Below are 22,486 nucleotides of genomic sequence, written 5' to 3'. Positions count from 1 at the left end.
ACACGGGACCGACTACGAGGTCTCCCGCACGGGTCGTGCAGAATCGGAACCATGACGACCCCCGATCACCAGCCGTCCACCCACTCGAGTGGGTGCCACCCCGGGCCGTTCTGTCTCCGGCGAGAACCGTCAAAGACGGTCACCTGGGAAGTGACATCGCCCTCGAGGCCGAATTCATCACTCGTGTCACAAAGAACTCTCTTGTGTCACACATGTCTTGTGTACGCGGGTCTTCTGTCACACCCGGTCAACAGGCCCTGTCCCCTTCGGATGCCCCGTCGTTGATGGAGCGCAGGGTTCGTGATCGCCAGCGCAGCGTCCGGCTCCCCCGACGGCTCCCCCGGCCGCCGCCGCGACGCGCGCGGGGAGGTACTACTGATGACCGCAAGCCGCCTCTGGTCGTACAAGGAGATCGCCGCGCACATCCAGGTGCAGCCGGACACCGTGAGGTCCTATCGCAAGCACGGGCTGCTCCCGCCGCCGGACCATGTGGAGGGCGGAAAGCCCTACTGGTACGCCGACACGGTCCGGGCCTGGGTGGCGTCCCGCCCCGGCAACCGGGGCCGTGCGCAGCCCTGACCGCCTTGCCCGCCGAGTGGCCCGCCTCGCCCAGGGAAGCGGGCCACTCGGTCGTTGTGCGGCACTCCAGGAAGGCCCCGGGTCCGGGGGCTCACACACCGCGGAACAGCCGCTACCCGCGCGCCCCGGCCTTGTCCCGGTCCCTGCCCTGGTCCTCATCGCGGTCCTGGTCCTGGTCCACGGCCTCGTCCTTCGACTCGACGGCCGCGGCCGGTTCCTCCTCGCGCAGCCCGAACCGCTCATGGAACTTCCGCAGCGGTGCGGGTGCCCACCAGGTGGCCCGGCCCGTCAGCCGCATCACCGCCGGAACCAGCAGGCTGCGGACGACCATCGCGTCCATCAGTACTGCCAGCGCGATACCCAGGCCCAGCATCTTGGTGTTGGTCACCCGCGAGGTGCCGATCGCGACCATCACCACCGCCAGGATGACCGCCGCCGCGGTGATCAGCCCGCCGGTTCGCTGCAGTCCGAAGCGCACCGCCTCACGGTGGTCGCCGGTGTGGTCGTACTCCTCCTTGATGCGCGACAGCAGGAACACGCCGTAGTCCATGGAGAGCCCGAAGGCCACGCAGAACATCAGGACCGGCAGGTTCGTCTCGATCGACCCAGGGCTGGTGAACCCGAGCAGACCCGACAGATGGCCGTCCTGGAAGACCCAGACCACGGCGCCGAACATCGCCGTCAGGCTCAGCGCGTTCAGCAGCACCGCCTGGACGGGGATGAGCACACTGCCGGTCAGCAAGAAGACCAGAATCAGGGTGACCACGGCGATGAAACCCGCGGCCCAGGGCAGCCGGTCGGCTATCGCGTGCTTGGAGTCAACCAGTACCGCGGCCGTACCCGTCACCGAGGCCTCGAACGGAGCGGGGAGGGCGCGCAGATCGCCGACCAGCCGCTGGGCGTCCGGGTCCACGGCCTCACCCTTCGGCTGCACCGTGAAGTACGCCTCCTTGCCCTGGACGAGAGGCCCGTCCACCCGCAGCACCTCGGGGAGCCGGGCGATCCGGTCCTTGTAGGCGGCGTACTGCGCGGGGGTCGCGCCGCCCTCGGCCAGCACCTCCAGGCCGCCGCCCGGGCTTCCCGGGAACCCGTCCCGCATGTGCTGCTGCACCACATGGGACTCGGCGCCCGCCGGCAGCTGACGGTCGTCCGCAGTGCCGAACTTCACGCCCAGGAAGGGCAGTCCGAGGACCACGAGGCCGACCGTGGTGGCCACGGCGAACAGGGGCGCGCGCCGCATCACCAGGGTCGCCGTCCTGCTCCAGCCCGTTCCCGGCCCGGACTCCCGCTGGGGTCCGCGCCGCAGCAGCCGCCGCAGATCCAGCGCGTTCACCCGGTGGCCCAGCAGCGCCAGGGTCGCCGGGAGCAGGACCAGCGCGGCGCTCGCGGCCAGCAGCACCACCGCGATGCCCGCGTAGGCGAACGAACGCAGGAAGTACTGGGGGAAGACCAGCATCGCGGCGAGGGAGACGGCGACCGTGAGCGCCGAGAACAGGACGGTGCGGCCCGCTGTGCGCAGGGTGATGGCGATGGCGTCCAACGGGTCCTTGCCCCCGGCGAGTTCTTCACGGAACCGGCGGACGATGAACAGCGCGTAGTCGATGGCGAGGCCGAGGCCCAGCGCCGTGGTGAGGTTCAGCGCGAAGACGGAGACGTCCGTGAACTCGGTGATCCCGCGCAGCACCGCATTGGTGCCCACGATGGCGACGATGCCGATACCGAGCGGCAGCAGAGCCGCGACGGCGCTGCCGAACACCATCACCAGCAGTACCAGGGTGATCGGCAGGGCGATGATCTCGGCCCGGGTCAGGTCCTCACGGATGGTCGTCTCCATCTCGGAGCGCACGGCGACCGGGCCGCCGAGCTTGACCGTGACCGGCCCGCGCACACCCCGGTAGTGGGGCGCTATGCGGTCCAGCGTGTCGTTGGCGGACTTCTCCTCGCCCGTGATGTGCGCCGCTATCAGCGCCTCGTGTCCGTCCTTCGCCCGTAGCGAGGGCGCGCCCGACAGCCAGTAGGAGCCGATGCCGGTGACGCCCCGTTCGGTGGCGAGCCGTGCGGTCAGGCGCTTCGCCTCCGCGGCGACCGCCGGATCGTCCACGGACTTGTGCCCCGAGTCCAGAAGGAGCAGCAGATTGGGCTGCGAGGTGGGGAACTCCCGCTCGAGCGCCTTGGTCGCGTAGGTGGACTCGGCCGTCGGGTCCTGCCAGCCGCCGCTGCCCAGCCGGTCGGCGACCCCGCTTCCCGCGACGACCGCGAGCGCCGCGAGCAGCAGTGTGACGAGCAGCGACAGCCGCGGGCGGGCCGTCACGAACCGGGTCCACCCGCCGGGCCGGGACCGTACCGCCCCCGGACGCCCGGATTCCCGGCCGGGGCCCGGCGCTCCCCCCGCGCCGCCGGTCCCACCGGCAACGCCGTTGACTTCGGTCATGATGCGGTGTCCCCTTCAACGTGACCCCGCATCCCGTACATCCGTGCAGGCAGCATGGGTCGTCCATTGCCCATAGAATGGAAAACACGAGTAGGCGCTCGCGTTTCACAAGAATGTGAGTGACCGCTCGCGTTTGTCAATCGCGTTCCGAGAGTTGGGGACAACGCGTGCCCAGAAGTCAGCACACCGAGGGGCCGGCCAGGGAGCCGGCCGAGCAGCAGGAGCAACAGGAGCGGCAAGACCTGCACGAGCGGCAGGACCTGCCGGACGAGCCCGAGGCCAGGCCACGCCGTCGGCAGGCCCGCGGTGAGCGCCGCATCGCACAGCTCCTCCAGGCCGCGGCCGCCGTCTTCTGCCGCGCCGGCTACACCGCCGCGAGCACGAACGCGATCGCGCGCGAGGCCGGCGTCTCACCGGGCACGCTCTACCAGTTCTTCCCGAACAAGGAAGCGATCGCCGTCAGCCTCGGCGACCAGCTGCTCCAGCAGTGGCAGGAGTCGTCGGAGCGGGCACTCGCCGACGACCACATCGGACTCCCGCTGAAGGAGATGCTGGACGCGGCGCTCGACCCGTTGATCGCGTTCAACGTCGAGAACCCCGCCTTCGGCGTGCTGCTCCACGGCCCCGACACCCCCGGATCGATCGCCCAGGAGCACAACGCCGTGCACGACGCCTCACTCACCCGCATCGAGGCGATGATCGCCGGATATCTGCCCGGCGCCGCACCCGACGAGCGCAGCCGCACGGCGAACATGCTGCTGGCCCTGTTCAAGGCCGGACTCGATCTGGTCATGTCGCACGAGGGCGCCGAACGGGAGGCTTACATCACCGAGCTCAAGACGGCCATGTACCGCTACCTCAGACCGGCCCTGGACGACGGCTCCCGCTGAAACGCCCCCTCCGGCCCCTCGGCCGAGTACGGGCCAGGTGCCCTCGCGCCACCGTCTGCCGCAGCACCCCCATCAACCCGTACGAGCCCCATCTGCCGCAGCACCCCCGTCAACCGTACGAGCCACATCGAACGCCATGAGCCCAGGCGACCCCGCACGACACTCCAGTTCGGCTCCCCATTACCTTTGGGGAATACCCCCTAGGGGTATAGTGTCGATAAACGTAAGCCCCATACGCCCCCGAGGAGTACCGACATGACCGCGCAGATCGACGCCCCCGGCTCCGTGACCGCCGTCTACAAGGTGAGCGGAATGAGCTGCGGGCACTGTGAAGGCTCCGTCTCCGGCGAGATCTCCGAGCTCCCCGGCGTCAGCTCGGTCACTGCCGTCGCGTCCACCGGCGAGGTCACGGTGGTCTCAGCCGCGCCCCTCGACGACGAGGCCGTGCGCGCCGCGGTCGACGAGGCCGGCTTCGAGCTCGTCGGCAGGGCCTGAACCGCCAGCATCTGCTCCCCACACCCGGCCGTGCCGACCAGCTGATACTGGCTCCGCACGGTCCGGTCCGTTGTCTGGAGTCCGGACATGACCAGCACCACAGCACCCACCGCGATAGAAGAGGTCACGCCCTCCGAGATCGAACTCGCGATCGGCGGCATGACCTGCGCCTCCTGCGCCGCCCGGGTCGAGAAGAAGCTCAACCGGATGGACGGCGTCACCGCCACGGTGAACTTCGCGACGGAGAAGGCGAAGGTCTCCTACGGCCCCGGGACGGAGGTCGCCGATCTGATCGCCACGGTGGTGAAGACCGGCTACACGGCCACGCAGCCGCCACCGCCGCGATCCGCGCAGCCGCCACCACCGCGATCCGGGACCGCGCCACTCACGCAACCCGTGCGGCCCGCTCAAGGCGTCGAAGCCCAGGAGGACGCGGAGGGCCCGGAGGACCCCGAGTCGGCCGCCCTTCGCCGGCGCCTGACCGTCTCCGCGCTGCTCGCCCTTCCCGTCGTAGTGCTCGCGATGGTGCCGGCGCTGCAGTTCGACAACTGGCAGTGGCTCTCGCTGACGCTGGCGTCGCCGGTCGTCGTCTGGGGCGGGCTGCCCTTCCACAAGGCGGCCTTCACGAACGCGCGGCACGGCGCGGCGACCATGGACACGCTGGTCTCGGGCGGCACGCTCGCCGCCTTCGGCTGGTCCCTGTGGGCACTGTTCTGGGGCGACGCGGGCATGCCCGGTATGCGCCACGGCTTCGACCTCACCGTCTCCCGCACCGGCGGGTCGTCGGCCATCTACCTCGAAGTGGCGGCCGGGGTCGTCGCGTTCATCCTGCTCGGCCGGTACCTGGAGGCGCGCTCCAAGCGGCGCGCTGGCGCGGCCCTGAAGGCGCTGCTCGAACTGGGCGCGAGGGACGTGGCGGTCCTGAGGGAGGGGCGCGAGGTACGTGTGCCTGTCGCCCTGCTGGCCGTCGGCGACCGGTTCGTCGTACGGCCGGGCGAGAAGATCGCCACGGACGGCACCGTCATCGAGGGCGTCTCGGCGGTGGACGCGTCCATGCTGACCGGCGAGTCGGTACCGGTCGACGTGTCCGTGGGCGACCCCGTGACCGGCGCGACGGTGAACGCCGGGGGCCGGCTGGTGGTCGAGGCGACCCGTGTCGGGGCGGACACCCAGCTGGCGAGGATGGCGCGGCTCGTCGAGGACGCGCAGAACGGCAAGGCCGAGGTGCAGCGCCTCGCCGATCGCGTCGCGGGGATCTTCGTGCCCGTCGTGCTGCTGATCGCCGCGGGTACGTTCGCGGCGTGGATCGGTGTCACCGGTGACACGGCCGCCGCTTTCACGGCGGCCGTCGCTGTGCTGATCATCGCCTGCCCGTGCGCGCTGGGCCTGGCCACGCCGACCGCCCTGATGGTGGGAACGGGGCGGGGCGCCCAGCTCGGCATCCTCATCAAGGGTCCCGAGGTGCTGGAGTCCACCCGGCGGGTCGACACCGTGGTCCTGGACAAGACCGGCACCGTCACCACCGGCCGTATGGCGCTGCAGGAGGTCCTCGTCGCCGAGGAGGCCGACGAGAAGGAGGCCCTGCGGCTCGCAGGCGCCCTGGAACACGCCTCCGAGCACCCGATCGCCCGGGCGGTCGCGGAAGGCGCCCAGGAGTGCACGGGCGACCTCCCCGCACCGGAGCGCTTCGAGAACGTCCCGGGGGTGGGCGTGCGCGGCCGCGTGGAGGGGCACGAGGTCACGGTGGGCCGGTTCCCGGGCGCTCTGCCCGAGGCACTGGACCGGGCGAAGACCCGCGCCGAGGCGGAGGGCCGCACGGCCGTCGTGGTCACCCGTGACGGCGCGCCGCTCGGAGTCATCACGGTCGCCGACGCGGTCAGGGAGACCAGCGCCGAGGCGGTACGGGACCTGCGCGCGCTGGGCCTGCGGCCGGTCCTGCTGACCGGGGACAACCGGGCCGTCGCCGAGTCGGTGGCCCGCGCGGTCGGCATCGACGCCGCCGATGTGATCGCCGGGGTACTGCCCGAGGAGAAGGCCGAAGTCGTCAGGCGGCTCCAGGGCGAGGGGCGCACGGTCGCCATGGTCGGTGACGGTGTCAACGACGCCGCCGCGCTCGCCACCGCCGATCTCGGCCTGGCGATGGGCACCGGGACGGACGCGGCCATCGAGGCGAGCGATCTGACGCTGGTGCGCGGGGACCTCCGGGTGGCCGCCGACGCGATCCGGCTGTCGCGGCGGACGCTCGCCACGATCAAGGGAAACCTGGTGTGGGCCTTCGGGTACAACGTGGCCGCGCTGCCACTGGCCGCCGCCGGCCTTCTCAACCCGATGATCGCGGGGGCGGCGATGGCGTTCTCCTCGGTGTTCGTGGTGACGAACAGCCTGCGACTCCGGAGATTCTCCTGACGCGGGACCGGGAGTCCCTCTAGAGTCCAACGCGTGCCTCACATAAGCTCTTCACAAGGCTCGCGCATCTTCCTTACGCTGGATCCTCGACTAATGTTTCGGGGCTCTTGCGTAACTTCAGGACATATGCAAGAGACGCAGATCACATTGATGTGAACGTAACCAGCGGAAGGGTTCGTGAGTCTAAGTTGGCGATGTCAGAAGCGTCTTGGGGGGCGTGACTGACATCTTGGGGATGTCTTGGGGGACGTTCCTGGGAACTGCGTTGCCGGGGCACGTACACCGGGGAGCTTTGAGCGGCCCTCCCGTCCGTACGGGTCCCGGCAGACCGCACCGCAGTACGCACCAGCACGGCACAGCACGTCAGCGGTACAACGAGTTCTGCTCGTCCTGCACGTCCTGCACTTCTTGTTGGTTTCGCTCGTTTTGCTCGCAGCGATTCAGGCGCTGTCCCGCAGACGCCCGGCCGGATCCCGTGGGGGGAATCCGCACCGGGACATGGGAAGGCGCCCCGGTCGTCGGCCCGTGGGGGGACCGCCGTCGGGGCGCCTTCCGTTTTTCCTACGCCATGTCTCGTACGACGCGAGCAGCGCATCAGGCGTGCGCCGCCCTACGGCGACGCACGCCTCACATACGCAGAAGTGTTCAGCGCTCCTCGACCGGAACGAAGTCGCGCTCCACCACACCCGTGTAGATCTGGCGCGGGCGGCCGATGCGGGAGCCCGGCTCCTTGATCATCTCGTGCCACTGGGCGATCCAGCCCGGCAGACGGCCGAGGGCGAACAGGACCGTGAACATCTCGGTCGGGAAGCCCATCGCGCGGTAGATCAGACCGGTGTAGAAGTCCACGTTCGGGTAGAGCTTGCGCTCGACGAAGTAGTCGTCGGACAGCGCGTGCTCCTCCAGCTTGAGGGCGATGTCGAGGAGCTCGTCCTCCTTGCCCAGCGCGGAGAGGACATCGTGCGCGGCGGCCTTGATGATCTTGGCGCGCGGGTCGAAGTTCTTGTAGACCCGGTGGCCGAAGCCCATCAGGCGGACGCCGTCCTCCTTGTTCTTCACCTTGCGGATGAAGGTGTCGACGTCGTTGCCGGAGTCACGGATGCCTTCGAGCATCTCCAGGACGGACTGGTTGGCGCCGCCGTGCAGCGGGCCCCACAGGGCGTTGATGCCGGCCGAGATCGAGGCGAACATGTTCGCCTGCGACGAGCCCACCAGGCGGACGGTGGAGGTCGAGCAGTTCTGCTCGTGGTCCGCGTGCAGGATCAGCAGCTTGTCCAGCGCGGAGACGACGACCGGGTCCAGGTCGTAGTCCTGTGCCGGGACGGAGAACGTCATGCGCAGGAAGTTCTCGACGTAGCTGAGGTCGTTGCGCGGGTAGACGAAGGGGTGACCGATCGACTTCTTGTACGCGTACGCCGCGATCGTCGGGAGCTTGGCGAGCAGCCGGATGGTGGAGAGGCTGCGCTGCTTCTCGTCGAAGGGGTTGTGGCTGTCCTGGTAGAAGGTGGACAGCGCGGAGACCACCGAGGACAGCATCGCCATCGGGTGCGCGTCGCGCGGGAAGCCCTTGTAGAAATTCTTGACGTCTTCGTGCAGCAGCGTGTGCTGCGTGATGTCGTTCTTGAACGCGGAGAGCTCGTCGACGGTCGGCAGCTCACCGTTGATCAGCAGGTAGGCCACCTCCAGGAAGGTGGAGCGCTCGGCCAGCTGCTCGATCGGGTAGCCGCGGTAGCGGAGGATGCCCTCCTCGCCATCGAGGTAGGTGACGGCGGATTTATAGGCGGCGGTGTTGCCGTAACCGCTGTCCAGGGTGACCAGACCGGTCTGGGCGCGGAGCTTCCCGATGTCGAAGCCCTTGTCACCGACGGTGCTGTCGACCACCGGGTAGGTGTATTCGCCGCCGTCGTACCGCAGTACTACAGAGTTGTCGCTCACGTCTTCCCTCACCGACGTAGTGCCTCATCTTCGAGGTGCCCTGACTGTCTCTACCATCCCCCATTTGGCGCAGGAGAGTGCACTCGGGGTCGACCATTGGGCTCATCGGCGGCACTGAGTGCCGTCAACCTGCTCATCCTGCCCCCGTTCGATCACTTCCGGAAGTGCTCTGTGACCTTCGCGACTCATTTGATCGATCATTTTTTTCGATCCCTCGTCCGAGGAGCCCGCAGAGCCGGTCGGAGCGCAACACCGGGCGTTGTGCATGCCTTCGGCACGCACCGCCTGTGGGCGTGGAGCCGGGCCGTCAGGAGAACGGGGCGAGGAGAGAACGAACTCCGGCTCCCGGGGAAGGCCGGGCTCAGTCCACCAGGGACTTCGGCGCCAGCCTGAAGTCCAGGGCCGTGCAGCGCCGACCCGCCGACATGGTGCGCACCGCCTGCCCGATCGCTTTGCGTGACCCCACGAGGACGACCAGTTTCTTCGCACGGGTGACCGCCGTGTAGAGCAGGTTGCGCTGGAGCATCATCCACGCACCGGTGGTGACCGGAATCACCACCGCCGGATATTCACTGCCCTGCGAGCGGTGAATGGTCACCGCGTACGCGTGCGCCAGCTCGTCCAGCTCGTCGAACTCGTACGCCACCTCCTCGTCCTCGTCCGTCAGCACCGTCAGGCGCTGGTCGACCGGGTCGAGCGAGGTGACCACGCCCACGGTGCCGTTGAAGACACCGTTCTCCCCCTTCTCGTAATTGTTGCGAATCTGGGTGACCTTGTCGCCCACACGGAAGACACGCCCGCCGAACCTCTTCTCGGGCAGGTCGGGACGGGCGGGGGTGATCGCCTGCTGGAGCAGTCCGTTGAGCGTGCCCGCGCCGGCGGGTCCCCGGTGCATCGGCGCGAGCACCTGCACGTCCCGGCGCGGGTCCAGACCGAACCGGGCCGGGATACGCCGCGCCGCCACGTCCACGGTGAGCCGGCCGGCCTCCTCCGTGTCGTCCTCCACGAACAGGAAGAAGTCCTTCAGACCGTCGGTGAGCGGGTGCTGTCCGGAGTTGATGCGGTGCGCGTTGGTGACGACGCCGGACTGCTGGGCCTGGCGGAAGACACGGGTCAGGCGCACGGCGGGGATCGGACCCCCATCCGCCAGCAGGTCACGCAGAACCTCGCCCGCGCCGACACTGGGCAACTGGTCGACATCGCCGACGAAGAGGAGATGGGCGCCCGGGGGCACGGCCTTCACCAGCTTGTTGGCGAGCAGCAGGTCGAGCATGGACGCCTCGTCCACCACGACCAGGTCCGCGTCGAGCGGGCGGTCCCGGTCGTACGCCGCGTCGCCGCCGGGCTTCAGCTCCAGCAGCCGGTGAACGGTCGACGCCTCGGCGCCCGTCAGCTCGGACAGGCGTTTGGCGGCCCGCCCGGTGGGCGCGGCGAGGACCACCTTGGCCCGCTTGGCCCGGGCGAGCTCGACGATGGACCGCACGGTGAAGGACTTGCCGCAGCCGGGCCCTCCGGTCAGGACGGCGACCTTCTTGGTCAGCGCCAGCCGTACGGCCTCCTCCTGCTCGGGCGCCAGCTCGACTCCCGTACGCCCCTTGAGCCAGCCCAGTGCCTTGCCCCAGGCCACGTCCCGGAAGCCGGGCATCCGGTCCTCTTCGGTGCGCAGCAGCCGCAGCAGCTGGGCGGAGAGGGACAGTTCGGCGCGGTGGAACGGGACGAGGTAGACGGCGGTGACGGGGTCGCCGCCGTCCGGCCCGGGGACCTTCTCCCGTACGACACCCGGATCCGAGTCGTCCTCCTGGGGCGCGGCCAGCTCGGCCAGGCACTCGATGACGAGTCCGGTGTCGACCTGGAGGAGCTTGACCGCGTCCGCGATGAGCCGCTCCTCGGGCAGATAGCAGTGGCCCTGGTCGGCGGACTGCGACAGCGCGTACTGGAGCCCGGCCTTGACGCGCTCCGGGCTGTCGTGCGGAATGCCGACGGACTGGGCGATCCGGTCGGCAGTGAGGAAGCCGATGCCCCAGACGTCGGCGGCGAGGCGGTAGGGCTGGTTCTTGACCACGGAGATCGAGGCGTCGCCGTACTTCTTGTAGATGCGCACGGCGATGGACGTGGAGACCTCGACGGTCTGGAGGAAGAGCATGACCTCCTTGATCGCCTTCTGTTCCTCCCAGGCGTCGGCGATCTTCTTTGTCCGCTTCGGGCCGAGGCCGGGGACCTCGATCAGCCGCTTGGGCTCCTCCTCGATGATCTGGAGGGTGTCGATCCCGAAGTGCTGGGTGATGCGGTCGGCGAAGACCGGGCCGATGCCCTTGACCAGGCCGGAGCCGAGATAGCGGCGGATGCCCTGGACGGTGGCCGGCAGGACCGTCGTGTAGTTCTCCACGGTGAACTGCTTGCCGTACTGGGGATGGGAGCCCCAGCGCCCCTCCATTCTCAGCGACTCCCCCACCTGGGCACCGAGGAGCGCGCCGACGACGGTCAGCAGATCGCCTGCGCCGCGGCCGGTGTCGACGCGGGCGACCGTGTATCCGTTCTCCTCGTTGGCGTAGGTGATCCGTTCGAGCACGCCCTCCAGTACGGCCAGGCGCCGCTCCCCGGCACCCGGCTGCTCTGCCCGACTCGTCTCCTGGGTCATGATCCGACGCTATCGAAGACCACTGACACCCGGTGCGGCTACGGCGCTGGATGATGGCGTGATGGACCCGCTGCTGCGACGTCTGCCGTCCGCCTTCTGGAGCGTTCCCTACGCGGGCTCCCGTTTTCCGGGCTCGGCCGCGGTGACCGCCCGCCCCGGTCTCTCGGCCGGCGCGAACTGCCAACTGTTCGCCTACGAGGTGCTGCGGCACTTCGGCCTGGCCCCGCCCGCGCTGCGCTCCAGCGATCTGTGGGCCGACACACGGGCCACGGTCCGGGTCCGGGTGACCGCCGCCCTGCCGCTCGACCTCTTGCTGTTCAACTCAGCCGACGACGCCTTCGGCGCCCATGTCGGGGTCCGGGTGGGCGTAGGACGGGTGCTGCACCTGTGTGCGGAGGTGGGACGGCCGGCGGTCTGGGAGGACGCGCGGTTCGCGGCGCGGGAGCGCTACCGGGTCCTGGTCGGCGTCAAGCGGGTGGCCGCCCTCGCCACGGGGCCCGCGGACGGGGCGCCCGGGAGCGGGGATCGACGCCGGGGGTCGGCGGCTTGGGGGGATCCTTGAAGGACCCTCTCGGACCGCCTCTTCGTCTCGTCCCCGGTCTCCGTCGCAGGTCGCCTGCTTCGACGGCGAGCCCGACGGGCTGGGCGCGGTCAAGGCGGGCACGCTGTACGCCTCGGTGGCGCACCGGCCGACGCGGCTGGACCGGATCGCGTCGAAGGCACCGGGCTCGCCTCCGCGAAGGTCCGCGAGGCTCCGGGGAATCCGTTGGGAGACAGTTCATGTACGACTACGACCTGCTGGTGGTGGGCTCCGCCAACGCCGATCTGGTGATCGGTGTCGAGCGGCGCCCCGTGGCGGGCGAGACCGTGCTCGGCTCCGACCTGGTCGTGCACCCCGGCGGCAAGGGGGCCAACCAGGCGGTCGCGGCGGCCAGGCTCGGCGCCCGTACGGCGCTGCTGGCGCGCGTCGGCGACGACGCGCACGGCCGACTGCTGCTCGAGTCGCAGCGCGAGGCCGGGGTCGACACGGCGGGGGTTCTGGTCGGCGGGGCACCGACCGGGGTCGCGCTGATCACGGTGGATCCGTCGGGCGACAACAGCATCGTCGTCTCGCCAGGGGCCAACGGGAGGCTCACTCCGGAGGATGTCCGGGTCGCCGACGGTCTGCTGCGGGCCTCCCGCGTGGTCTCGGCACAGCTGGAGATCCCGCTGGAGACGGTCGTGGAGCTGGTGCGGAGCCTGCCGTCCGGCACCCGTTTCGTGCTGAACCCGTCGCCGCCGCGGCTCCTGCCCGCCGAACTGCTGGCGGCGTGCGACCCGTTGATCGTCAATGAGCACGAGGCGCGCGTCATCGCGGGCGGTGCGCCGGCCGGGCCGCCGGAGGACCGGGCGCGGGCGCTGCTCGCCCTCGGCCCCCGCTCGGTCGTGGTGACGCTCGGCGCCCAGGGCGCGCTGGCGGCGACCAAGGACGCCGTCTCCCGGGTCCCGTCCGTGAAGGTGGACGCGGTGGACACGACTGGCGCGGGTGACGCCTTCACGGCGGCGCTGGCCTGGCGGCTCGGCGCGGGCGCGTCGCTGCCCGAGGCGGCGGCGTACGCGGTGCGGGTGGGCGCGGCGGCGGTCACCCGGTCCGGAGCCCAGGAATCCTTCCCGACCGCCGAAGAGGTCGAGGGGCTGTGAAGAAGGCCCGCCTCGGCGCGTGGGAGGCACCCCACTCCTCGAACGCGGGCTCGAGCAGCAGGAGTTCGGGCCCGGTGTTGACGCGCGTGCCCCGCCTCCGCTCCGGCGCGGTCGAACGGCATGACCGGCCGCCGGGCCGTCAGACAGCCAACCCCTAAGGCCGTTTGATTCAGCACATGCCCAGGAGACAGTCAGGCTCTGGCCAAGTAGTCGTATGCGTTGCGCATGCACACGCTTCGAAGGGCGGACATAGCCGGATTCGGTCCATGCGCCGCTCAGTACCGTGATGGGGCCGCAGCGATCCGCGCACGATGAAGGGGGATCGGCAGTGGGGGTGCCGATACGTTCACACCTGCTCGAGTACTCGGACGGTTCCGAGGGGCAGGGGCCCACACCTCCGGTCGCGAGCCGCCCGCCGGAGCCTGAGCCCCGGAGTTCACGGCTTCTCGACTACGCCGAGGCGACGCCGGTCAGGGCCCTGGCCGACGGGTGGTCGTGGCAGCACTCCATCGTCGTGGACGGCGGTGCCGCCCTCGGTGGGTTGGCTGTCGGTGCGGGGGTGGTCGCGGCCCTGCCCGAACTGGGCGCGGTTGCCGCGGCCGGGGTCGGCGGCGTCGTGGTGATCACCGCGACCAATGTGCTCGATCACGCGTTCCACGAACACTGGGCCGAGGACATTCACGACCACGGCGTGGTCGGCGGCGTTCTGCACGGTGCCCACGATGTCGGCTCCGAGACCTGGGGCGACTTCAAGCGATACGGGAACGATGTCAAGCAATGGGGAAAGGACGCCTGGCACGGTGTCACGAGCATCTTCTGAGGCTCGCGGCTTGGGAAGACCCGTCGAGGTCCCGAAGCTGCCGAGGCTCGGCACCACCTGGTACGAGCGCGGCACGCGCTACTGGCTGCGCCGTGTCCGGACGGCTGTCTTCCTGCTCACCGTGACGGCCGTCTGCGGCGCCTTCGCGTTCGGCGTGTACCAGGGGTTCACCGGCAGCTTCCCGCCGGCCGTGCGTACCGCGTGGAACGTCACACAGGCGGTCGCGTCCTGTGCCGCCGTGGTCTGGGGGTGGCTGAAGCAACGCAAGGACCACCGCAAGACCATGCTGTCGCCACCCACCCCCGCCGAGGCTCTCGCGGACAAGCGCGTCCGCAGCGCCCGGGCTCCGGGGCTGTCGCGGGCGGGGCTCATCCCTGTACTCATCGCGGCCCCTGTGCTGCCCATGTGCTTCGCGTGGCTCGTCGGCTGGGTCGCCGCCTGGCTGACCGTCCGCGAGTACCCCGAAGAGGTAGGCGCCCGGCGCTGGGTGGAAGAGCACCCGTCGTGAGCGTGAAGTCAAGGGCCCGACCCGGTGACGTCACCACACCCGAGGAACCCGTCGAGATCCCGAAGCTGCCGGGGCTCGGCACCACCTGGTACGAGCGCGGGGCGCGTTACCGGACGCGCCGCGTTCTCGGCGCCCCGCTCTGATTCGCGGTCATGGCGTTCGTCTGCTGCGCAGCGCTCGACCTCTACCTCGGAGAACCCCGCGGTGACCTGCCGTCGCCGGTCCGGACGGCATGGGACTGCGCCCAAGTCGCCGCGTCCTGCGTGGCCTTGCCCTGGGGACGGGTGACGCAGCGCCGCGACCATCGCAAGAGGCTCCTGAAGCCTCCCACACCCGATGAGGCCCGCGCGGGCCGACGCGACCAGTCCCGCCGCGCCCCGGGGCTGACTGCCGGGGGCCGGATCCTCATCCTGATCGCTGCCCCCGTCCTCCCCGTGCTCGCGGCACAGGCCGTCGGCCGGCTCGTTGCCGCGTTCACGGTCCGCGAATACCCCGGCGAAGCAGGACGCCCGGCGTCGGCTCCAGGAGAGCTCCAGCGGACAACCCGCGTAAGGACGGCCTGTGTTCAGGCCATATCGACCATGGTGAAAGGGGATCGGACGTGGGGCTCCGGCACACTCGCGAGAACGCCGCCCGGGCACGACGGGGTACCGAGTGGGCGAAGACGGCCCGCCCGCAGTTCAAAGTCCGCTTCGTCGGCGTGCTGATGCTGATCATCGGTGTGCTGCCCCTGATCGCAGGGGGGCGAGACTTCGCCTACGCCGCCCGGCTGGCCGGGACCCAGGGCACGTTCCAAGTGTTCTACGCCGAACGGTTCCACGGCACCGGGCGGGACAGCCAAGCGGTGCACACGGTCTGGAACGGCACCTTCCGGTCGGCTGACGGGAGGACGACGGACGACAAGGCCACGCTTCGGGACGAGGCCGACAGCCACAAGCTCGGTGCGCGGATACCCGTGACCCGGGCCGGTGCGGGCACGTACTACACCGCGCGGGCGAACTACGCCCTCGGCTGGCTGTGCCTGTGCCTGGCCGGGGGGTGGATGGTGGCAGTCGCCCTTGTCGCGGTCTCCTACGGACGGGGGTTCCGCCGCGCCGACCCCCAGACGCCGCGACCGGTCCGGGCAGCCCTCCTCATCGCCCGGGGATGCGTGTTCGCATCCGGGGCGGCAGGAGCAGCTGCCGTCGCCGTGGACATCATCACCTGAACGGGCGGCGGATCAGGCGGGCTCGGTGACCGGTTCCCGCGCCGCGGCGTCTCCGGGCATCTCCGCCGACCGGTCCACCGTGCGCGTCCTCTCCGGCCGCGTCTCCAGCGCCCGCGTCCTCGCCGGTGCCAAGGACGTCAGCGCCACCCCGCCCACCAGCAGTGCCGCCGCGCCCCAGCGCATCGGGCTCACCGGCTCGCCCAGGAACAGGGCCGCGGACGACATGCCGAAGACCGGGACCAGGAGGGAGAACGGCGCGACCGTGGAGGCGGGGTGACGGCGCAGCAACCAGCCCCAGGCACCGAAGCCGAAGACCGTGGTGACCCAGGCGACATAAAGGACGATGCCCGCGCCCTGCCAGTCGAGGGCACGCAGGGCGGCCAGGTCGCGGGAGGGGCCCTCCGTCAGGAGGGACAGGCCGAGCAGCGGCAGCACCGGGACCGTGCTGACCCACACCATGAAGTTCAGCGCGTTCGGCGGTGACGCCTTGCGGGTCAGTACGTTGGACAGGCCCCAGCAGGCCGCCGCCACGATGACCAGGGCGAACGCGCCGAGCGGTCCGGAGGCGCCCTCGTCCACGGCCGCGAGCGCCACGCCGCCGAGGGCCACCGCCATGCCCAGCAGCCGTGTGCGCGTGGGCCGTTCGCCGAGGACCACGAAGGCGACGAGCGCCGTGAAGACGGCCTGGATCTGCAGCACCAGGGACGACAGTCCGGCGGGCATCCCCGCGTTCATTCCGATGAAGAGCAGGCCGAACTTGGCGACGCCGAGGACCAGTCCGACCGCGGCGATCCACCTCCATTTCACCCCGGGCGGGCCCACGAAGAAGACCGCGGGGACGGCCGCGGCCAGGAAGCGCAGGGCCGAGAACAGCAGCGGCGGGAAGTGACCGAGCCCCAGTTCGATGACCGTGAAGTTGACGCCCCAGACGGCGGCTACGAGGACGGCGAGGGAAATGTGTGCGGGTCGCATACGTCGATGATCACGGCCCGGAACCGTGAAGCACCAGCGATGATTGCTGCATGGTTGGATGAAGCATCGCTAAGTCATGCGGAATCGAGGTGCCCCCCATGCTGGACCTTCAGCGCCTGCGCGCACTGCACGCCGTCTCCGTCCACGGCACGGTCGGCGCCGCTGCCACCGCGCTCGGCTACACACCCTCCGCCGTGTCCCAGCAGATCGCCAAACTGGAGCGGGAGACCAGGACCGTCCTGCTCGAACGGGAGGGGCGCGGCGTGCGCCTCACCGAGGAGGCGATGCAACTTGTGGTGACCGCAAGGGAGTTGCTGGCGATCGTGGAGCGGGCGGAGACCGAGCTGGAGGAGCGCCGGGGTGTGCCGACCGGGCGGCTGGCCGTGGCGGCGTTCCCGTCGGCCGCCCGTGGGCTGCTGCCCGGCGTGCTCGCCGACCTGGCGGCGCGGCATCCGTCCCTGGACGCGCGGCTCACCGAGTTCGACCCGCATCTGTCCGTGGACCTGGTCGCGAAGGGCGCCGTGGATCTCGCGGTCGCGCACGACTGGGACATCGCCCCGCTGCCCGCGCCCGCGGGGGTGGAGCAGGCCGTGATCGGGGACGACCTGTGCGATCTGCTCGTGCCCGAGGGGCATGCGTTCGCCGGGCGTAAGGCCGTGCGGCGTGAGGAGCTGGGCGGTGAGCGGTGGATCTGCCAGCCGCCTGGCCGGGTCTGCCACGACTGGCTGCTGCGGACCCTGCGTGCGGCCGGGCACGAGCCCGAGGTTGTGCATCAGGCCGACGAGAACCCGACACTTGTCGCCCTGGTCGCCGCGGGGCTCGGTGTCGCGCTCATCCCGCGCCTGGGCCGCGGCCCGCTGCCGCCGGGGGTCGTCGAGGTCGCCCTCGACCCGATGCCCGTACGACGGCTGTACGCGCTGTGGCGCGAGGGCGCCGCACGCCGTCCGGCGATCGCGGAAGCCGTGCGCACCCTGCGGGAGCACTGGCCCAGGGCGGCGGCGCACACGCCACGCATGCCACGCACGCACCGACTTCGGGAAACCGAAGCCGGCCCGGGAACCCCGCCCGGGTCCGCTTCGTCCAACGCGCGAGCTGTCGGATGAGTCTCCGCGGTGCGGCGTCGGCCCTCGCCACTGGCTGCGATCGCTGATCACCCTCCTCCGCCGCACGCGGCCGGCAGCACGCCGTCGTCGGCGCGCCCCCTCCTGCAGCGCCGATGGCGGCCCCCCAACCGGTTGCCGCACCGTGCCGCACCTTGACTGACAGTGATCTTCCGGATACTGGTGATCCCTTGGAAGCTTCCTTCAGCGTTCTCCTCCGCAAGGAGCGCATGTGCACGACTCCGGCACCGGAAACCCCCCGGCCCCCTCCAGACGCGCGGCCCTCACCACCGGGGCGGGCCTGACCGCCGCTCTCGCCCTCGGCCCGGGCACCGGCCACGCCGCCGTGTCCTCCGACGCGGGGCTCAGGGCCCTCATCTCCCGTATGACGATGGAGGAGAAGGTCGGCCAGCTCTTCGTGACGCGGGTCTACGGCCACTCGGCCACCGACCCCGATCAGGGCGACATCGACGCCAATCTCAGCGAGATCGGCGTGCGGACGGCCGCCGAGCTGATCGCGAAGTACCGCGTCGGCGGCATCATCTACTTCACCTGGGCGCACAACACCCGTACTCCGCACCAGATCGCGGACCTTTCGAACGGAATCCAGAAGGCGTCTCTGGCAGGGCCCCGCGGACTGCCCGTGCTCATCGCGACGGACCAGGAACACGGAGCGGTCACCCGCGTGGGCCGGCCCGCCACCCTGTTCCCCGGCGCGATGGCCATCGGCGCGGGCGGCTCCCGCGCCGACGCCTTCACCCTCGGCCGGATCTCGGGCGCCGAGCTGCGCGCCCTCGGCATCCGCCAGGACTACTCCCCTGACGCCGATGTCAACGTCGACCCGGCCAACCCGGTGATCGGCGTACGGTCCTTCGGCGCCGACCCGGACGCGGTGGCGGCCCTCGTGGCCGCGGAAGCGCTGGGCTACCGGTCCTCGGGGGTCGCGGCGACCGCCAAGCACTTCCCGGGACACGGTGACACGGCCGTCGACAGCCACTTCGGCTTCCCGGTCATCACACACAGCCGCGAACTGTGGGAGAGGCTCGACGCGGTGCCCTTCCGGGCGGCGGTCCGCGCCGGAATCGACGCGATCATGACCGCGCACATCATGGTCCCCGCGCTGGACGGCTCCGGCGATCCCGCGACGCTCTCGCACCCGATCGTCACCGGGATCCTGCGCGAGGAGCTGGGATACGACGGGGTCGTGGTCACCGACTCGCTCGCCATGGCTGGTGTGCGCCAGAAATACGGCGACGAGCGTGTGCCGGTGCTCGCGCTGAAGGCGGGAGTCGACCAGCTGCTCAACCCGCCTTCCCTGGACGTGGCGTGGAACGCGGTCCTGGCGGCGGTGCGCGGCGGCGAGCTGACCGGGGCGCGGCTGGACGAGTCGCTCCTGCGCGTCCTGCGCCTCAAGGCCGCACTGGGGCTGTTCGAGCAGCCGTTCGTCAGCGACGCGGACGTCGACCGTACCGTCGGCACTCCGGCGCATCTGCGCGCGGCGGACCGTATCGCGGACCGCACGACCACGCTGCTGGTCAACGAGGGCCGCCTGCTGCCGCTTTCACGCCGGGCACACCCCCGGCTGCTCGTGGTCGGCGCGGACCCGGAGTCCCCGTCCGGCACCGACGGCCCTCCCACCACCGTGCTGGCGAACGCCCTCACCGGCCTCGGCTTCACGGCGAACTCGCTGCCCACCGGCACGGAGCCGACAGCAGCCGTGATCGAACACGCGGTCGCGGCGGCGGGGGCCGCGGACGCGGTGGTCGTGGGCACCTACAACCTGAGCGCGACAAGCTCCCAGCTCACCCTGGTCCGGGGGTTGCTCGACACCGGGCGGCCGGTGATCGCGATCGCCCTCCGCAACCCTTACGACGTCGCCCGGCTCCAGGGTGTCCGGGCCTGCCTGGCCTCCTGCTCCTGGACCGACACCGAACTGCGCGCGGCGGCCCGGGTGATCGCGGGGCGGGTGAGGCCGCGAGGACGACTCCCGGTGCCGGTACAGCGGGCGGACGAGCCGGCGCAGGTGCTGTACCCCGTCGGATACGGGTTGTCGTACTAGGAGTACGCCCCGCACCGGACACCTCGCCCCTGATTGTCGCAAAGCACCCGACATGCCTGGCGTGTCCCATGACCGTAAGTCACGCTGGACGACGGTGGGGTGGGGGGGATGGCGATGCGAGTGTCACATGCGGTGCCGGGTGCGCTGCTGGCAGCCGCGTTGGCGGTGGCGGGGCTGTCCGGATGCCAGCAGTCGCCCCGGACGGTGAAGGACTCGCCGAACGCGGGGGCCTCGTCCGCGCGGCCGTACGGGTACGGGGCCGTGTTCCTCGCCGTCGACGAGTGCAGTTCCTTCGGGACGACGAGCTTCACCGAAGTGCCCTGCACGAGCGAACACGCGGCGGCCCGGGTGATCGGGCGCCACGACGGCGATCCGTCGAGCGGTCCCCCCTGTCCCGCGACCACGGACTTCGTCCTGCACATCAGCGAGTCGCACCCCGCGCCGGACGACAAGGCCGACCGCACCGTGCCGCAGGGCTACGCGTGCATGCGGAACCTGGAGCCGCCGCACCCCGGCGATCCCGGGGGCGGCGGCGGACCGCACACGATCGTCGGCGACTGCGTGTACGGCGCGGGCAAGGGCGAGGTCCGGGAGACGGCCTGCGACGGCAAGGGCGGACACGCGCCGCAGTACAAGGTGGCATCGGCGGTGGCGCGCCGCTCGCAGTGCCCGCCGTCGACGGCGCTCTACGTCGACCTGGGCGGCGCCAGACCGGTCGGCTGTGCCCTGCCGGTGTCACACCGGCAGGGCACAGCACGTCAGTCACCGTAGTGGTTACGGGGGTTACGGCCTCAGGCCCGGTTCGCGCTCCATGCCCGTGCGGTCCAGCCTCGCGTCGTAGCGCGCCAGGGGCCTGGCCGCCGACGGGTCCGACCGGACCGCCGGGGACGCCACGCCGGCCCAGTCGAGGATGCGGGCCGTGGCCAGCGCCTGCTCGCCGGGCACCAGGCCCGCGACGTTGGCACCGTGGTTCATGCCGGGGGCCGTGAACACGTACGCGTCACGGGTGCCTGCGCCGACACGGAAACGCTCCGCGCCCCAGGGGTCGTTCTGGCCGTAGACGAAGAGCATCTGGTGCGCGTGGTGCGTGACCCAGGTGTCCACGTCCCGCATCGCGCCGGGCCTGAACCTCATCGGGATGGAGCGCGGCACGAAGTTCCGCGGCGGCTGGTAGCCGTAGTGGAGGTACTTCTTCTCGATGTACGGGAAGTGGATCGTGGGCGCGCCCAGCTGCGTTCCGGCCTGGTAGTAGTACGGCGTGTACGGCTCGAGGCCCTGGTCGGTGTAGAAGGAGAAGCCGGAGATGGTGTCGACGGAGTTCCAGATCTCGTCGTCCGTGGCGTTCTTCGCGTCCGCGGGGACCGTGGCGCAGTCCGAGAGCTTGCTGTACTGCCAGAAGCCCCAGACGTAATCGAGGACGACCGCCTCGTACGCCCGGTCGAGGCTGCCGACCGTGGTGAAGGTGTAGCGGTTGTCCGCCGCGTACGCCGTGTACTTCTTCTCCAGCGTGTCCCGGCGCACCAGCGCCTCGCGCTGTACCGCGTCCAGCCGGTCGCGGCACTCCTTCGTGCCGACCGTCGTGAAGAACCGGTCGTACGCGGAGTCCTGGTCGTTCACCACGTCGTCGGGCGCCACGTACGCGACGACGCCGTCCATGTCGCGCGGGTAGAAGCGCTTGTAGTACGTCGCCGTCATGCCGCCCTTTGAGCCGCCGGTCGCGATCCACCGGTGGGGGTAGACCGCCTTGAGCGCTTCGAAGACGCGGTGCTGGTCGCTCGCCGCCTGCCAGATGTCGAGCTTCGACCAGTCGGCGGGGTCGGGACGGGAGGGAGTGAAGAAGCGGTACTCAAGGGAGACCTGGTTGCCGTCCACGATCCGGGTGGGCTCGCTGCGGCCGGGGGTCGTGGAGACGTTGTACCCGCTGGTGTAGAAGACCGTGGGGCGTGAGACATCCTTGTGCAGCACGGTGATCCGCTGCTGGAACGTGCCCTTGTCCGGGTGCCGGTGGTCTACCGGCTGGGTGAAGTCCAGTACGAAGAAGCGGTATCCGGCGTACGGCTTCTCCTCGATGAGGCTCATGCCCGGTATCGCGAGCAGCCGGTCCTTGATGTCGGTGGCGGTGGCGGCGGTTCTCCTGGCCTCCGGCTGGGCGGCGGTGGCCGCCCCCGCCGTGCCCAGCGTGCCGATGAACACGGTGAGCGCCAGCAGCCATGTGAGCGCCTTGCGCATGCACCCTCCCTGTGAACGCGGATGTCCGCCGGAACCTAGCCGAGCGATTTCCGTGACACCAGGTGAGGTTGAGCAAACCTGTGAATTGGCTGAGAAGTCCCCCCGAGTCCCTCAGGGCCCGTCAGCACAGGAACCAGCCCGAACTGACCGAGCCCGAGCCGACGGAACCCCGGACCCACACGCACCGGTGTCCGGCGTGCACGACCACGGGGCCCGCGTACTGCGTGTACTGGCCGATGTCGGCCGCGGGCCGGCTGCCGCGCGCCTGGACGCTCACGGACATCGACTGTTTGCCGGACACCTTGTTCGGGACGGTCACCGCGCACACATAGCTGTCGCGCTTGTAGACCCGCACGGAGCCGGTGGAGAAGGAGAGCGTGCGCACTTGGCGTCCGGAACAGAAGTCGTCCGCCTGCGCACTTCCCGGGCTCGCGATGGCAATCAGCCCTGACGCCGTCAGCACGGCCAGCCCGAGCGCCAGGCGCCGGCGTATCGCACCACTGTCCACAGTTGTCCTTCCCCACGACGATGGGCGTA

19 protein-coding genes are annotated in these 22,486 nt (G+C 70.5%); 13 read left to right on the top strand and 6 right to left on the bottom strand.

Features of this window, described 5'->3' with window-relative positions:
- Positions 1–300: 300 nt before the first annotated feature.
- A complete protein-coding gene (locus ABZ845_RS21630) occupies positions 301–579 on the top strand; it encodes a MerR family transcriptional regulator (RefSeq protein WP_360982053.1) in 279 nt (92 codons plus the stop codon).
- A 112-nt stretch (positions 580–691) separates the two neighbouring features.
- Here ABZ845_RS21630 and ABZ845_RS21625 read toward each other — a convergent pair whose 3' ends face one another.
- Positions 692–3,010 carry an MMPL family transporter gene (locus ABZ845_RS21625; protein WP_360982052.1) on the bottom strand — a complete coding sequence of 773 codons (2,319 nt, stop codon included), beginning with the start codon at positions 3,008–3,010 and terminating at the stop codon, positions 692–694.
- A gap of 242 nt (positions 3,011–3,252) precedes the next feature.
- On the opposite strand from ABZ845_RS21625, the gene ABZ845_RS21620 reads away from it, so the two are divergent.
- The 3 genes from ABZ845_RS21620 (at position 3,253) to ABZ845_RS21610 (ending at position 6,801) form a co-directional block, all read left to right on the top strand.
- Positions 3,253–3,900 carry a TetR/AcrR family transcriptional regulator gene (locus ABZ845_RS21620; RefSeq protein WP_360982102.1) on the top strand — a complete coding sequence of 216 codons (648 nt, stop codon included), beginning with the start codon at positions 3,253–3,255 and terminating at the stop codon, positions 3,898–3,900.
- Between the two features lie 255 nt (positions 3,901–4,155).
- A complete protein-coding gene (locus ABZ845_RS21615; RefSeq protein ID WP_360982050.1) occupies positions 4,156–4,395 on the top strand; it encodes a heavy-metal-associated domain-containing protein in 240 nt (79 codons plus the stop codon).
- 87 nt (positions 4,396–4,482) lie between these two features.
- The gene (locus tag ABZ845_RS21610) at positions 4,483–6,801 is read left to right on the top strand and encodes a heavy metal translocating P-type ATPase (RefSeq protein WP_360982048.1); all 2,319 of its coding nucleotides are present in this window, start codon (positions 4,483–4,485) and stop codon (positions 6,799–6,801) included.
- A 645-nt stretch (positions 6,802–7,446) separates the two neighbouring features.
- Here ABZ845_RS21610 and ABZ845_RS21605 read toward each other — a convergent pair.
- Positions 7,447–8,736: a citrate synthase gene (locus ABZ845_RS21605; protein ID WP_360982046.1), complete on the bottom strand. Its 1,290-nt coding sequence runs from the start codon at positions 8,734–8,736 to the stop codon at positions 7,447–7,449.
- 361 nt (positions 8,737–9,097) lie between these two features.
- On the bottom strand, positions 9,098–11,374 hold the full coding sequence (locus tag ABZ845_RS21600; protein ID WP_360982044.1) for an ATP-dependent RecD-like DNA helicase: 2,277 nt from the start codon (positions 11,372–11,374) through the stop codon (positions 9,098–9,100).
- A 61-nt stretch (positions 11,375–11,435) separates the two neighbouring features.
- Between ABZ845_RS21600 and ABZ845_RS21595 the strand changes: the two genes are divergently transcribed.
- The 6 genes from ABZ845_RS21595 to ABZ845_RS21570 all read left to right on the top strand — a co-directional run bounded on the left by ABZ845_RS21595 (position 11,436) and on the right by ABZ845_RS21570 (position 15,589).
- Positions 11,436–11,936: a hydrolase gene (locus ABZ845_RS21595; RefSeq protein WP_360982042.1), complete on the top strand. Its 501-nt coding sequence runs from the start codon at positions 11,436–11,438 to the stop codon at positions 11,934–11,936.
- A gap of 218 nt (positions 11,937–12,154) precedes the next feature.
- Positions 12,155–13,054 (top strand): ribokinase, encoded by a 900-nt coding sequence (locus ABZ845_RS21590; RefSeq protein WP_360982040.1) that lies wholly within the window; start codon positions 12,155–12,157, stop codon positions 13,052–13,054.
- 334 nt (positions 13,055–13,388) lie between these two features.
- Entirely contained in the window at positions 13,389–13,874 is a 486-nt protein-coding gene (locus tag ABZ845_RS21585; RefSeq protein WP_360982038.1) for a hypothetical protein, read from the top strand.
- A gap of 10 nt (positions 13,875–13,884) precedes the next feature.
- Complete coding sequence (locus ABZ845_RS21580; RefSeq protein WP_360982036.1) at positions 13,885–14,382, top strand: hypothetical protein; 498 nt, start codon at positions 13,885–13,887, stop codon at positions 14,380–14,382.
- Complete coding sequence (locus ABZ845_RS21575; protein ID WP_360982034.1) at positions 14,379–14,525, top strand: hypothetical protein; 147 nt, start codon at positions 14,379–14,381, stop codon at positions 14,523–14,525. Before ABZ845_RS21580 ends, ABZ845_RS21575 begins: the two co-directional genes overlap by 4 nt.
- A 458-nt stretch (positions 14,526–14,983) precedes the next feature.
- Positions 14,984–15,589, top strand: a complete 606-nt coding sequence (locus ABZ845_RS21570) for a hypothetical protein (protein ID WP_360982032.1) — start codon at positions 14,984–14,986, stop codon at positions 15,587–15,589.
- A 12-nt stretch (positions 15,590–15,601) separates the two neighbouring features.
- Here ABZ845_RS21570 and ABZ845_RS21565 read toward each other — a convergent pair whose 3' ends face one another.
- Positions 15,602–16,561: an EamA family transporter gene (locus ABZ845_RS21565; protein WP_360982030.1), complete on the bottom strand. Its 960-nt coding sequence runs from the start codon at positions 16,559–16,561 to the stop codon at positions 15,602–15,604.
- A gap of 98 nt (positions 16,562–16,659) precedes the next feature.
- On the opposite strand from ABZ845_RS21565, the gene ABZ845_RS21560 reads away from it, so the two are divergent.
- From ABZ845_RS21560 to ABZ845_RS21550, 3 genes are all read left to right on the top strand, one after another.
- Positions 16,660–17,664: a LysR family transcriptional regulator gene (locus tag ABZ845_RS21560; protein ID WP_360982028.1), complete on the top strand. Its 1,005-nt coding sequence runs from the start codon at positions 16,660–16,662 to the stop codon at positions 17,662–17,664.
- Positions 17,665–17,893: 229 nt separating this feature from the next.
- The gene (locus tag ABZ845_RS21555; RefSeq protein ID WP_360982026.1) at positions 17,894–19,720 is read left to right on the top strand and encodes a glycoside hydrolase family 3 N-terminal domain-containing protein; all 1,827 of its coding nucleotides are present in this window, start codon (positions 17,894–17,896) and stop codon (positions 19,718–19,720) included.
- 114 nt (positions 19,721–19,834) lie between these two features.
- Positions 19,835–20,491 carry a hypothetical protein gene (locus ABZ845_RS21550; protein ID WP_360982024.1) on the top strand — a complete coding sequence of 219 codons (657 nt, stop codon included), beginning with the start codon at positions 19,835–19,837 and terminating at the stop codon, positions 20,489–20,491.
- A 12-nt stretch (positions 20,492–20,503) separates the two neighbouring features.
- Here ABZ845_RS21550 and ABZ845_RS21545 read toward each other — a convergent pair whose 3' ends face one another.
- On the bottom strand, positions 20,504–21,949 hold the full coding sequence (locus tag ABZ845_RS21545) for a S28 family serine protease (protein WP_360982022.1): 1,446 nt from the start codon (positions 21,947–21,949) through the stop codon (positions 20,504–20,506).
- A 121-nt stretch (positions 21,950–22,070) separates the two neighbouring features.
- Complete coding sequence (locus tag ABZ845_RS21540; protein WP_360982020.1) at positions 22,071–22,457, bottom strand: hypothetical protein; 387 nt, start codon at positions 22,455–22,457, stop codon at positions 22,071–22,073.
- Positions 22,458–22,486: the final 29 nt, after the last annotated feature.

The organism is Streptomyces sp. NPDC047022 (assembly GCF_040644155.1).
Lineage (GTDB): Bacteria > Actinomycetota > Actinomycetes > Streptomycetales > Streptomycetaceae > Streptomyces.
This window is presented reverse-complemented; position numbering and strand designations above follow the sequence as displayed.

Coding starts and splice junctions, on each gene's coding strand:
- ABZ845_RS21610 (WP_360982048.1), top strand. CDS start 4,483: ATGACCAGCACCACAGCACCCACCGCGATAGAAGAGGTCACGCCCTCC.
- ABZ845_RS21565 (WP_360982030.1), bottom strand. CDS start 16,561: ATGCGACCCGCACACATTTCCCTCGCCGTCCTCGTAGCCGCCGTCTGG.
- ABZ845_RS21550 (WP_360982024.1), top strand. CDS start 19,835: ATGCGAGTGTCACATGCGGTGCCGGGTGCGCTGCTGGCAGCCGCGTTG.
- ABZ845_RS21615 (WP_360982050.1), top strand. CDS start 4,156: ATGACCGCGCAGATCGACGCCCCCGGCTCCGTGACCGCCGTCTACAAG.
- ABZ845_RS21560 (WP_360982028.1), top strand. CDS start 16,660: ATGCTGGACCTTCAGCGCCTGCGCGCACTGCACGCCGTCTCCGTCCAC.
- ABZ845_RS21625 (WP_360982052.1), bottom strand. CDS start 3,010: ATGACCGAAGTCAACGGCGTTGCCGGTGGGACCGGCGGCGCGGGGGGA.
- ABZ845_RS21590 (WP_360982040.1), top strand. CDS start 12,155: ATGTACGACTACGACCTGCTGGTGGTGGGCTCCGCCAACGCCGATCTG.
- ABZ845_RS21595 (WP_360982042.1), top strand. CDS start 11,436: ATGGACCCGCTGCTGCGACGTCTGCCGTCCGCCTTCTGGAGCGTTCCC.
- ABZ845_RS21545 (WP_360982022.1), bottom strand. CDS start 21,949: ATGCGCAAGGCGCTCACATGGCTGCTGGCGCTCACCGTGTTCATCGGC.
- ABZ845_RS21600 (WP_360982044.1), bottom strand. CDS start 11,374: ATGACCCAGGAGACGAGTCGGGCAGAGCAGCCGGGTGCCGGGGAGCGG.